Origin of the sequence: Providencia sp. PROV141, from assembly GCF_028481645.1 — a bacterium.
Lineage (GTDB): Bacteria > Pseudomonadota > Gammaproteobacteria > Enterobacterales > Enterobacteriaceae > Providencia > Providencia rettgeri.
Window position 1 is genome coordinate 19,822 of the sequence record NZ_JAMPPR010000034.1, and the last position, 12,852, is coordinate 32,673.

The 12,852-nt window shown below is 40.3% G+C and carries 11 protein-coding genes; 8 read left to right on the forward strand and 3 right to left on the reverse strand.

What is annotated here, in order from left to right; translation table 11 throughout:
• The first annotated feature begins 6 nt into the window (after positions 1-6).
• The 6 genes from ispF to rpoS all read left to right on the forward strand — a co-directional run bounded on the left by ispF (position 7) and on the right by rpoS (position 5,324).
• Positions 7-519 carry a 2-C-methyl-D-erythritol 2,4-cyclodiphosphate synthase gene (gene ispF, locus PSF09_RS19055; RefSeq protein ID WP_004260732.1) on the forward strand — a complete coding sequence of 171 codons (513 nt, stop codon included), beginning with the start codon at positions 7-9 and terminating at the stop codon, positions 517-519.
• Positions 485-1,543, forward strand: coding sequence for a tRNA pseudouridine(13) synthase TruD (gene truD / locus PSF09_RS19060; protein ID WP_272684333.1), 1,059 nt, complete (start codon positions 485-487; stop codon positions 1,541-1,543). Before ispF ends, truD begins: the two co-directional genes overlap by 35 nt.
• The gene (surE, locus tag PSF09_RS19065) at positions 1,521-2,282 is read left to right on the forward strand and encodes a 5'/3'-nucleotidase SurE (RefSeq protein WP_004260729.1); all 762 of its coding nucleotides are present in this window, start codon (positions 1,521-1,523) and stop codon (positions 2,280-2,282) included. Before truD ends, surE begins: the two co-directional genes overlap by 23 nt.
• Complete coding sequence (locus PSF09_RS19070) at positions 2,279-2,905, forward strand: protein-L-isoaspartate(D-aspartate) O-methyltransferase (RefSeq protein ID WP_004913875.1); 627 nt, start codon at positions 2,279-2,281, stop codon at positions 2,903-2,905. Before surE ends, PSF09_RS19070 begins: the two co-directional genes overlap by 4 nt.
• Positions 2,906-3,212: 307 nt before the next feature.
• Positions 3,213-4,283, forward strand: coding sequence for a murein hydrolase activator NlpD (gene nlpD / locus PSF09_RS19075; protein ID WP_272684334.1), 1,071 nt, complete (start codon positions 3,213-3,215; stop codon positions 4,281-4,283).
• A 54-nt stretch (positions 4,284-4,337) separates the two neighbouring features.
• Positions 4,338-5,324, forward strand: coding sequence for an RNA polymerase sigma factor RpoS (gene rpoS, locus PSF09_RS19080; protein WP_102140104.1), 987 nt, complete (start codon positions 4,338-4,340; stop codon positions 5,322-5,324).
• 79 nt (positions 5,325-5,403) lie between these two features.
• On the opposite strand, the gene miaE is transcribed toward rpoS, so the two are convergent.
• Positions 5,404-6,168 (reverse strand): tRNA isopentenyl-2-thiomethyl-A-37 hydroxylase MiaE, encoded by a 765-nt coding sequence (miaE, locus tag PSF09_RS19085; protein WP_272684335.1) that lies wholly within the window; start codon positions 6,166-6,168, stop codon positions 5,404-5,406.
• Between the two features lies 1 nt (position 6,169).
• Positions 6,170-8,737: a DNA mismatch repair protein MutS gene (gene mutS / locus PSF09_RS19090; protein WP_272684336.1), complete on the reverse strand. Its 2,568-nt coding sequence runs from the start codon at positions 8,735-8,737 to the stop codon at positions 6,170-6,172.
• Between the two features lie 230 nt (positions 8,738-8,967).
• Between mutS and PSF09_RS19095 the strand changes: the two genes are divergently transcribed.
• Positions 8,968-10,260: a tyrosine-type recombinase/integrase gene (locus PSF09_RS19095; RefSeq protein ID WP_272684337.1), complete on the forward strand. Its 1,293-nt coding sequence runs from the start codon at positions 8,968-8,970 to the stop codon at positions 10,258-10,260.
• Positions 10,261-10,329: 69 nt separating this feature from the next.
• Here the strand turns inward: PSF09_RS19095 and PSF09_RS19100 are convergent, their stop codons facing one another.
• Positions 10,330-10,644, reverse strand: a complete 315-nt coding sequence (locus PSF09_RS19100; protein ID WP_048608188.1) for a hypothetical protein — start codon at positions 10,642-10,644, stop codon at positions 10,330-10,332.
• A gap of 209 nt (positions 10,645-10,853) precedes the next feature.
• Here PSF09_RS19100 and PSF09_RS19105 point away from each other — a divergent pair, with 209 nt between their 5' ends.
• Positions 10,854-12,590: a hypothetical protein gene (locus PSF09_RS19105; RefSeq protein WP_272684338.1), complete on the forward strand. Its 1,737-nt coding sequence runs from the start codon at positions 10,854-10,856 to the stop codon at positions 12,588-12,590.
• The last annotated feature ends 262 nt before the right edge of the window (positions 12,591-12,852 follow it).

A 12,852-nucleotide genomic window follows, 5' to 3' on the forward strand; every position in this document is an offset into this window, starting at 1 on the left:
AAAAAAATGAGAATCGGACACGGTTTTGACGTACACAAATTTGGTGGCGAAGGCCCTATCATCATTGGTGGCGTGCGTATCCCTTATGAACAAGGTTTGCTCGCGCATTCTGACGGTGATGTGGTCTTACACGCGTTAACCGATGCAATTCTCGGCGCTGCTGCACTGGGGGATATTGGTAAATTATTCCCTGATACTGACCCTGCATATAAAGGAGCCGATAGCCGAGTCTTATTGAGAGACGCATTTTGCCATGTGCGTGCCAAAGGGTATCGCATTGGTAACATTGATATTACTATCATGGCTCAGGCGCCAAAAATGTTGCCACATATCGCTCAGATGCGTGTGAATATTGCCGAAGATCTTGAGTGCCACATGGATGATGTTAATGCAAAAGCGACCACAACAGAGCAACTCGGTTTTGTGGGGCGTAAAGAAGGCATTGCCTGTGCTGCGGTTGTTCTTTTAATAAAAGATAATAGTAATGAAAGTAATGAATGTTCAGTACCTGCATGGTAAGCCATTATCTTCTGGCTCGTTAAAAAGTGTCCCTGAAGATTTTATCGTCAAAGAAGATTTAGGCTTTGAGCTAGATGGCGAAGGCGAACACGTTATGGTTCGTGTGGAAAAAACAGGCTGTAATACAGTATTTGTTGCTGAGCAACTAGCAAAATTTGCTAAAATTTCAGCGAGGGCTGTCAGTTACGCCGGTTTAAAAGATAGGCATGCAGTAACGGAGCAGTGGTTTTGCCTGCAAATGCCAGGCAAAGAAACGCCTGTTTTTTCGACTTGGCAACTCGAAGGCTGCCGAATACTGGCTGTCACTCGGCAAAAACGCAAATTACGTATTGGTTCCTTGAAAGGAAACCAGTTCGAAATAACGTTGCGTGATATTTCGGATGCAAAAGATGTTGAACAGCGTTTACAGAAAGTTGCATTATCAGGGGTGCCTAATTACTTTGGTGAACAACGCTTTGGGCGTGATGGACAAAATTTAACGCAAGCGTTACGTTGGGCAAACCAAGAAATCAACGTACGTGAACGCAACAAGCGTAGCTTCTATCTTTCAGCTGCTCGTAGTGCAATGTTTAACCATGTGGCAAGCGAACGTATTGCAAATAATACCGCTCAACACGTGATGTTGGGAGACGCATTGCAATTAACTGGCAGGGGAAGTTGGTTTGTCGCGACACAAGATGAGTTTGCTACATTGCAACCTCGCCTGGAGTCCAACGAATTAAGCATTACCGCGCCATTACCGGGTGATGGGGAGTTGGGTACTCAGGATGAAGCACTGGCATTTGAAACTCAGTGTTTAGTTGATTATCAACCTTTTATCTCTTTAATGCAGCGTGAACGAGTTTCTCCAGCTAGACGAGCGGTGATAACTAAACCCCAAAACTTACAATGGGAATGGTTGGACGACTCGACGGTAAAACTGAATTTTTTCTTAAACTCGGGTTGTTTTGCGACCAGTGTTGTGAGAGAAATTATTAATCAAAATGGGCAGGATAATGTCGATGCTAAAGATTTTATTGAGTAATGACGATGGGGTAAATGCGCCGGGAATTCAAACTCTTGCGGCAGCGCTACGCCAATATTATCATGTTCAGGTGATTGCGCCTGATCGCAATCGTAGTGGGGCTTCGAATGCATTAACATTAGATAAACCACTTAAAATTCAAACGCTAAGTAATGGTGACCTTGCTGTACAAGAGGGAACGCCAACGGATTGCGTCTATATTGGGGTTAATAAAGTGGTACGTCCACGCCCTGATATTGTTGTATCTGGTATCAACTGCGGCCCTAATTTAGGGGATGATGTTATTTATTCAGGTACTGTTGCAGCGGCAACTGAAGGCCGTCACTTAGGTTTACCTTCAATTGCGGTATCGTTAGATGGGGAAACGCATTATGAAAGTGCGGCTAAAGTGACATGCGATATTCTTGCGCTCTTACAGAAGAACCCATTGCGTGCAGGGAATATCTTAAATATAAATGTACCAGATATCCCGTACGAAGAAATTAAAGGTATCAAAGTCACTCGCTGTGGCAGCCGTCATGCTGCCTCTGAGGTGTATAGCCTAGAGGACCCAAAAGGGAATACATTGTATTGGTTAGGGCCAGTTGGGGAGATCCGTGATGCCAGTCCTGGAACGGATTTTGAGGCTGTGCAAAATGGGTATGTTTCAATTACGCCATTACAAGTTGACCTAACCGCTTATAAAGCACACTCATTAGTGGAAGAGTGGCTCGAAAAATCAGGAGTGTCAGTAAAATGAAAACAGGGCTCATGAAAGAACTTTTGGCTCAATTACGCCAACAGGGAATTCACGATGAGCGCCTATTAGATGCCATTTCACTTGTTCCTCGGGAACGGTTTGTGGATGAAGCGCTCTCCCATAAAGCCTATGACAATATCCCATTACCTATTGGTCATGGGCAAACTATTTCACAGCCGTATATTGTTGCTAAAATGACAGCGCTATTGGCTTTAGCACCGGATGATCACGTTCTTGAGATAGGGACAGGTTCAGGGTATCAAACCGCAGTATTGGCCCACTTGGTTAAGCATGTTTTTTCTGTTGAGCGGGTGAAGAGCTTGCAATGGGCAGCCAAACGGCGCTTGAAGCAACTTGATTTACACAATGTTTCAACTCGTCATGGTGATGGTTGGGAAGGTTGGCAATCAAAAGGGCCCTTTGATGCCATCATTGTTACCGCAGCACCAACAGAAATACCGACTCTGCTATTAGGGCAATTAAAAGACGGTGGGCGAATGGTTCTACCTGTCGGTGATAAAGAACAAGCACTAAAGCTAATTACCCGACGAGGTAATGATTACCATACAAATGTTATCGAAAAAGTTCGTTTTGTCCCATTGATCGCTGGCGATCTTCTTTAATCTACTTGCAATGGTATTTAATAAAAGCCTGACTATTTTTATAATGGGTTTAAATAAAATATCATTGCAAAGGTTTCATTAACTCAAATAGCAGTAAAACCATTCTAAATATGATACTTTACCCAACTGAATTTGAGAGAATAGCTTAAACCGTTAGGTCATACTCTCAATTTATTATATTTTTAATATATTTAACTTGTTCACTATTTTGTATTTCTGCTTTAATAAGTGAAATATTTTATGATAACTCTATTGCTGACATTGTTTTGAATTGTCACGTCAGATTTTTCTTCACGGGAGAAGAAGCATGAAAATTGTTAGCCCTATAAGCAGAATTCGATGGGCCGTCATCTTTTCATTTAGCGGAGCGCTATTGGCTGGTTGTTCTACACCGTATCATACAGCAGCACCTATTTCGAGTGTGAATGATAGTCAGTCTCGCCAGCAAACGGTGCAAAGGACGACACCGGCCTCGTCACCAAATACGGGTATGAGCACGGCAATGCCGTCGTCTCGTCCTAATATATCGAATAATTCAAATACACAACCTGTAAGTCGTAGCTCAGCACCAGTAACAACCAATGGTGAAGGGCGCATTGTCTATAACCGTGACTATGGCAGTATTCCAAAAGGCAGCTATAACGGTAATAGTTATACGGTTCAGCGTGGTGACACGTTATTCTATATTGCATACTTAACAGGTAATGATTTCCGTGAGTTAGCATCGCGAAACAATATTCCAGAACCATACAGCCTCAATGTAGGACAGGTTATTAATATTGGTAACACAAATGTGAACTCGAGCACTCAATTAGCCGCAAATTCATCAAATAGTCATCAGCAAGCGGTTGATCTTCGAACAACTAATGAGTATCCTGCAAATAGTGGTGGTCAAACTTCAGGTAAGATGTTGCCTAATAATAAGAAACCTGCAACGCAAGTTTCAACGACAACAACAACCTCGACAACAACCGCTTCTACCGCAGTCAGTAGCACAAATAATTCGTCAATAAAATGGCGTTGGCCAGCTGAAGGGAAAATGATTGAAGGTTTCTCTGACGCTCAAGGCGGGAACAAAGGGGTAGACATAGCCGGTTCTCGTGGTCAAGCTGTGCTCGCTGCTGCGCCAGGAAAAGTCGTTTACGCAGGTAATGCTTTGCGTGGATACGGAAATCTAATAATTATAAAACATAACGATGACTACCTAAGTGCTTATGCTCACAATGATACATTGCTTGTGCGTGATCAGCAGGACGTCACTGCAGGTCAAAAAATAGCGACTATGGGTAGTACTGGAACCAGTTCAGTTAGATTACACTTTGAAATTCGTTACAAGGGAAAATCAGTAAACCCGTTGCGCTATTTGCCGCAACGATAAACTGGGCAGAGTGCTTTGACATTCTGTCCGCATTATCTAGGGTAGGAGTCACTGATGAGCCAAAGTTCGCTGAAAGTTAACGAGTTATATAATGACCTCGATGAAAGTAATTTAAATGACACTTTTGACGAGAGTCAGTTTAAAGAAGAGGATCTGGTTACTGAGCTAGATGACGAAATGGATTTACTCCAGAACACAAATCAGCGTGTTCTGGATGCCACTCAAATTTATCTTAGTGAAATTGGGTTCTCACCACTCCTTACAGCAGAAGAAGAAGTTTTCTATGCAAGACGTGCATTGCGTGGTGATATTGCATCACGACAGCGTATGATAGAAAGCAACCTTCGTCTCGTTGTAAAAATATCACGTCGTTATAATAATCGAGGCCTTGCATTACTCGATTTGATTGAAGAAGGGAACCTTGGGTTGATTCGCGCAGTTGAAAAGTTTGATCCTGAAAAAGGGTTTCGCTTCTCAACGTATGCAACGTGGTGGATCCGTCAAACGATCGAACGCGCTATCATGAACCAAACTCGAACTATTCGCCTTCCTATTCATATCGTTAAAGAACTCAATATTTACCTTCGTACTGCACGTGAATTAGCCCAAAAGTTGGACCATGAGCCAAGCCCTGAAGAGATCGCTGAGCAGCTAGATAAACCTGTTGAAGATGTCAGTAGGATGTTACGTTTAAATGAACGTATCACATCTGTTGATACACCAATTGCAGGGGACTCAGAGAAATCTTTGCTTGAGGTATTGTCTGATGATAATGATTCAGGTCCAGAAAATACAATTCAAGATAATGACTTAAAAGATAATATTGTTAAGTGGTTATATGAATTGAACCCAAAACAGAGGGAGGTTTTGGCACGACGTTTTGGGCTTTTAGGCTATGAAGCTGAGACTCTGGAAGAAGTTGGTCGTGAAATTGGGCTAACAAGAGAACGTGTTCGCCAGATCCAAGTTGAAGGTTTAAAGCGATTAAAGGATATTTTACATGGTGAAGAGTTGACCCTAGAGTCGCTATTTAATATGTAAGGTGTTAATTAGATAGCTAAAGGCCCCTATAAGCTAAGGTTTATAGGGGCCTTTTATTTATGAGTAATAAAGAATGAACTTAGTTAATGGGGAGCCCACTATGAAATTTAAAATCATCATCAGGTGTCGAAATTAATTCTGCTTCAATAGTGCCAAAATAATTAATTCGCTCAGTAATATCTTGTTTGCTAATTAATTGTGCTAAGTGCAAATAATCTTGATAGTGGCGAGCTTCTGAGCGTAATAACGAAATATAAAAATTTGCCAGCGGTTCATCAAGAAATGGGGCTAGTTTAGCAAAGCGCTCACAAGAACGTGCTTCGATATAAGCACCAATAATTAGCTTATCAACTAAGGTTTTTGGATCGTGTGGGTCGATATGACTTAACAACCCTTTAGCGTAACGCCCCGCAGTGATACCATCGTATGGAATATTACGCTCATGCATAATCTCTAAAACTTGGTAAAAATGATGAAGCTCTTCTTTGATCAGCAAGACCATCTTATCAATTAAATCTTGGCTATAAGGTGACTGTTTTTTTGCCAATATTTGTTTAGAAACCTGATTTTTGTTTCTTAATGTATGGATGTCACCAACCCTGTCATAAGCAAATGATTCATAAGGTTTAAACCACTCAAGTAACACTGCTGCACTTTCTTTATCAACAGCATACTTGCGAATTAAAAACATCGCACTTTGCGCAGCTTTTAATTCACATAACAGATGATCTTTTAAAATAATGGGCAAGTTCTCAGGCAAACTGGCCTTTTCTACCCACAAATCAGGCGTTTCACATTGTAGAAACTGGCGGATTGGCGCAAGTAACTGTGCGTATTCATCCATGCTACTTATCCATATCCTTTAACCGATAGATCCAATCTAGAGCTTGGCGGGGTGTGAGCTTATCTGGGTCAATCCCTTCCAATGCGCTGAGTACAGGTGAGGGTTCTGCATCTTCTGTGGTTAAAAAACTAAGCTGGGCGCTATCTACATGACTCGCATTGGCATTGTTTGAGATAACTTCGAGTTCTTTAAGCTTTTGTTTTGCCCGTTTAATCACATCTTTTGGTACACCCGCAAGAGAAGCGACAGCAAGGCCATAGCTTTTGCTGGCGGCGCCATCTTGAACATTATGCATAAAGGCAATGGTATCACCGTGCTCAATAGCATCGAGGTGAATATTGACCGCGCCTTCAAGTTTTTCAGGTAGTGTTGTTAGTTCAAAATAATGCGTTGCAAATAAGGTCATTGCCTTGATTTTATTAACTAAGTTTTCGGCGCAAGCCCAAGCAAGGGAAAGACCGTCATAGGTTGAAGTTCCGCGACCAATTTCATCCATTAGTACTAAGCTATTCTCTGTTGCATTATGAAGAATATTCGCGGTTTCTGTCATTTCGACCATGAATGTTGAACGACCAGATGCAAGGTCGTCAGAGGCTCCAACACGGGTAAAAATACGGTCGATTGGGCCTATCACCGCTTTGCTTGCAGGGACAAAACTACCGATATACGCTAACAGGGTAATCAATGCTGTTTGACGCATATAGGTACTTTTACCGCCCATATTTGGACCCGTAATAATCAATAAACGACGTTGTGGTGATAGTGATAACGGGTTGGAAATAAACGGCTCACTAAGGACTTGTTCAACCACAGGGTGGCGACCTTCAGTAATTTGAATACCTGGTTTTTCAGTGAGTTGTGGACAAGCATAACCTAGAGTCTGTGCCCTTTCAGCTAGGTTGGCTAGGACATCTAACTCAGCGAGAGCTTCGGCACTGGTTTGCAGCGCAGCAAGATGAGGTAATAGCATATCAAATAACTCATCATACAGTGCTTTTTCAATAGCTAACGCTTTTCCTTTTGATGTCAACACTTTATCTTCATACTCTTTGAGTTCAGGAATGATATAGCGTTCCGCATTTTTTAACGTTTGGCGGCGGACGTAATGGATAGGTGTTAAATGGCTTTGGCCACGGCTAACTTGAATATAGTAGCCATGAACAGCGTTATAACCCACTTTTAGGGTATCGATCCCCAGTTTTTCTCTTTCACGTATTTCGAGTCTATCGAGGTAGTCAGTCGCTCCATCGGCAAGGGCGCGCCATTCATCAAGCTCACTATTATAACCTGGGGCGATAACACCGCCATCACGTACCAACACAGGTGGCGCATCAATAATGGCTTTTTCAAGTAAGTCTTGTAGCTCATCAAACTGGCCAATACGATTTTGAAGAGCCTGTAAATATGAACTACTCGATTGGCTCAGTATTTGATGAATATCTTGGTATTGCTGGAATGCGTAACGCATACGGGTTAAGTCACGTGGGCGAGCGGAGCGCAGCGCTAAGCGCGCTAATACCCGTTCTAAATCGCCGATTTGACGTAAAAATGGTTGTAATTCAAAGCCGCATTCTTGCAGTGCACTGATAGCTTGTTGGCGGTTATTTAATACTTGAATGTTACGTAATGGGGTATGCAACCAACGTTTTAGCATACGGCTACCCATCGGAGTCACACACTTATCTAAAATGGCGGCAAGTGTGTTTTCTGTGCCCCCTGCAAGGTTTTGGGTGATCTCTAAATTGCGACGAGTTGCTGCATCCAAAATGACATTATCATTTTGTTTTTCCATCACAATACTGCGAATATGGGGCAGTGACGTGCGTTGTGTATCTTTCACGTATTGCAATAAGCAACCCGCAGCTCTGAGCGCTTTATGGGCATCTTCAACCCCAAAGCCAATTAAGTCTTTCGTTCCAAACTGCAAACCCAGCTGTTGTTTTGCCGTATCAAGTTCATATTCCCACAATGGGCGTCGGCGCAAACCTTTATTGTGTTCTATTAATGCCATACTGGCGAAGTCTTCTGGATACAGAAGCTCAGCAGGGCGGGTGCGTTGCAGTTCAGCTTGCAGTGCTTCTTCGTCGGCGATTTCACTAATAATAAAACGGCCAGAGGTAATATCTAACGTTGCGAAGCCAAAACCTTGCTGGTCTTGCCATACTGCGGCTAACAGGTTGTCTTGCCTTTCGTTTAATAGCGCTTCATCGGTGATAGTCCCTGGGGTGACAATACGTACGACTTGGCGCTCAACCGGCCCTTTGCTGGTAGCTGGGTCGCCAATCTGCTCACAAATGGCGACGGATTCCCCCATTTGTACTAATTTGGCTAAGTAACCCTCGGCAGCATGGTGGGGAACACCGGCCATAGGGATCGGCTGCCCTGCAGATTGCCCCCGCTTAGTGAGGGAAATATCCAATAATTGAGACGCTTTTTTAGCGTCATCAAAAAACAGTTCGTAGAAGTCACCCATGCGATAAAATAGCAGTATGTCTGAATGTTGTGCTTTTAGTTTTAGATACTGTTGCATCATTGGTGTGTGGGATTCTAAATTTTGGCTGTCAGTCATGGGGTTATCTATATTAACTTATTGAATTAACTTGATTCTATGTTTTTTAATTGTCTCATAAGATCTCATTATATCTTATAAAATATCACAGAATCCCATATATAAGTGTAGGTTAAAGTGTAGGTTTTTGGTGGTGATATGGTATAATGGGCATAACAAAACTGACAACCTACACTTTTCACTAAAAATCTTTAATTATCTTATAGTCAGCGCTAAACAAGGTAACACTTATGAGCCAAAAGCAGCCAGCAAAACCCTTATCAACGAAAGCCATTGAGGCAATGAAACCTAATAGTAAAGATAGGTCTGATACAGGTGAAAATACAGGTTTACGTGTATTTTGTGGCGCAACAGGCATTAAGACATTTTTCTACCGTTATAGTAGCCCAGTTACACATAAACTTGTACAGCTAAAGATCGGTAATTTTCCTCAAACTTCATTAAGTGAAGCGAGAGTTAAGTTACAAGAGTTGAAACAGTTACGTCAATTAGGTCGATGCCCTGTCACTGAGCTAAAAGAAGAAAAGCAATATAAAAAACAAGAACAACTCCAGCCGCAAAAAACACAGTTAACAGTAAAAGAACTTGTTGAGCTTTATTTAGTTGAGCATATCGAAGATCGTAAAGGTAAAGACGGTAAAATTATTTTTGGCTCAAGAAAGAAGAAAGGGCAAAAGGAAGTTCGTCGCATGCTTGAAGCCGATGTTGTTCGTGTTTTAGGTGAGCTTATGGCTCATGAAGTAACCCGAAAAAATGTGATAGAGCTTGTGCGTGAAATTGATGGACGAGGCGCTAAGGTTCAAGCAGGTAATGTATTGCGTGAACTGTCGGCAGCCTATGAGTTTGCAATCGGTCTAGAGTATTTCGAAGATAATTTCGCTAATCCAGCTTTATTGGCAAAATCGAGCTTGCAGCAAGCTAACTTTAAACTAACCAGTAATAAAGGTACTCGTTATCTAGATGATAATGAACTCAAGAAATTTTTAGCGTGGTTGCCAAGTTCTGCTTATACCAATGTTGTGAAAAATGTCTTCCGTTTAACTCTTTGGACGGGCTGTCGAACCGGTGAAGTGTGCGCAATGGCTTGGGATGATGTGGATCTTGAAAAAGGCACTGTTCATTTAAGAGAAACTAAGACAGGAATTGAACGACACGTGCAATTACCTGATCAAGCAGTCACCTATTTGAAATCAATGCGAATGAATTCCGATAAGTATCTTTTTCCCTCTCAAGTTACAAAGTTGCCGATTCAACAAAAATATCTAACAGAATGCGCATGGCGTTTACGTAAAGAAGGCAAGATGTTGGATATCCCCGATTGGTCACCTCATGATTTACGCCGTACCGTGCGTACTGGTTTGGCTAAATTAGGTTGCCCTAATGAAGTCGGTGAGGCGATACTTGGGCATTCACGTAGCGGTATAGAAGGAACGTATGATTTATATGGTTATGAGAGTGAATGCAAAGTATGGTTGCAGAAGTGGGCGGATCATTTGGATAATTTAACTTTATCTATCAGTTAAACTTAAGTGATTATGGCGGTGAGAAGAGGGCCTATCAACTCACCGTCATAAGCTTATTTGAGATATCTCCTATATTTTTTTGTAACGATAGTGTTTAACAAGTGCTCTGCCACAACTTGAGCTCCCGTATCTTAATCCTTCTGACAGCGCTTTTTTAATATCAGGTAGTTCCATTATTGTTTGTTCTAAGTGTTCAGGAATGAGTTCCTGAACACGTTTTAGGGCGACGTTATAACCAACACTCACACCAATCGTTATACCATCACAAAGCCCCTTCTTGTAATCGTCACTCCCGTCATTAACTCCATCTGAGGCCGGAATAAATTCCCAGTTCTGGTGTATAATTGATGAGTTTTTTTTATCTATGCTATTATTATCGTGCATACTGCCTCCAATGTATCATTGAGCCATTTGGCGTTTTCGGTAGAGATAGATTACTGAGTTAGAAAACATAATTCGAACCGACTTATTTTTTCTCTATTGACTTGAAGTGAAGGCTATATTGTGGTAGGCAATTAAAATTGCATCTGAATTAGAGAAATGGGAGTTACAATGCAATTAGGATTTAAAAAGGCGAGAGGGGAGGTGATTTAGTGTTAAAAAAAATTTTTGAAGCGGGGGTTTTCTATAATGCAGGGGTGATGTTGTATCCTAGTGATATTGAATTGATAGACGAATTTATTAATGACTACTATAGCTGCCTGCCAAAAATTCATGAAGACATTCGGCTGTTATTATTTCAATACTTTATTGAAAGGAATCCTCAAGTAGAATTATTATTATTTAAGTCGATATATTGTTTCACTGATGGGGCCGATATTGCGCTTGCAGCAAAGGATTTGAAAATGAAATTGATACTCCCTTGGCCACCATTTTATCTTTCAAAAGTAGTACGAGAACATTTACAACCAGATATCTTGCTCAATGCGTTTTTGCAAATAGCGTGTAAGCCTAAAGGATTTAAGTCTGTCACTGAAGAGGATGTGAAGTTAGTTACCGAGAATTTTTCATTATTAACACATTTTCGCGAGGGAAATCATTTTTTTCAGCATCGGGTAAGAATAGAGAAGAATATAGATGATGGAGCTATTCACATATATTATAATCGAGATAGAGTGACATTCAGGAAATCACTTATTAATGCTCTTGAGAATATAAAGTACCAATCTGGTCGAGATATTCTTACTGATAAGTGGTCAGCTAAAAATATTTCTAGTTTGGGAGAGATGCTATTAGCACAGGCTTACTCACATACTAAGAATAACCGTAAATTATCTCAAGAAGCATATTTTAAACATATCATAGATACTTATCCTGCTATAGAAAATATTGGACTGAGAGATAAAAAAAGTATGTATGGAGGTAAGAAAAAACTAGATGATTTGAAAGGTATTTTTGCCCAAAACTTTGAAATAAAACCTGATGAAATTGCTTTTCAACGGCGGAAGTTTGGAAATAGGAAAGAGTTTGGTCATCGGAGTAATAATAATTTAGATGTTAAAATTAGTCCTTCAGTTTTGCTTAGTGGATCACTATCCCTTTATATAAAATATTATACCTTTATTTTATCACATGCGGATTTTATCAAGCGGTTATATAAACTTCGCGAGTCAATAAAGAATATTGTGACAATGCAATTTAATCTATCAGAATCACATATATTTTATATTCTTAATGTAATTAACGATTCAGAGTCTAAGCCTATTCAAGCTCCATTAATTGACGTCATTAAGAATGTGGAAACTCAATGCTATGTAGAATTAAAAGAACTTCGTGCATATCCGATAAAACAGAACCTATGGGGATATTTTACAGAAAAACATGTTATACCAAATATTGATAAAATCATTCAATCAATAGGGGAGCTATATAAAATTTGTAATCAAGATTTTCAATATGTAACACATGAGCAACTAAAACAACTCGGCCTGAATGAGTTGTTTGAAAAATCTGTGATTATCAATCATATTATTCAAGTTGACTCTGATTTTATATTGGCGAGTTATAGCCTTAGTGACCATACTGTAGTATATCCAATAAATTCACCTAATAATATTTATGGTAGTATTCAGTCTGCGTTAGAATTGTATGATGAAAGCTCAAAGAATAATTATCTTGCAAGCATAACCACTGTGAGGGATTTTGATAAAATTCAAAGTATTATATGGGGGGTATGTCATTTATACGAGAAAACTTTCTCTTGTGACAATGTTACGGATGTACAGTCCATTAAAAAGATAGAGCAATTTTATCCTCATCCAATTTCTGAAAGTAAATTTAAAGCAGGTAAAAAAATTGCTCAGGAGTTGATTGTTAAGTGGCGTAGTTAATTTGATTATCAAGCAAGACGCGGTATTGTGACATCGGTATTAGGGTGTGTCTTTTAACCTATCTGCATGTTTAGGAAAGCTGTGTAAATCTCTTGTAAAATGCAAAAATCGCTTCAGTTTAGAATGTTTTTTAAACAATCATCAGAACTTAAAATGACGTATTCACCACTATAACAGTACTAAATTGTACAAAAAATAGTTACGGGACACAGCTTAGTATATAGTGTATTTAGCATAAATAACTATGCATGCGAATGAGTAG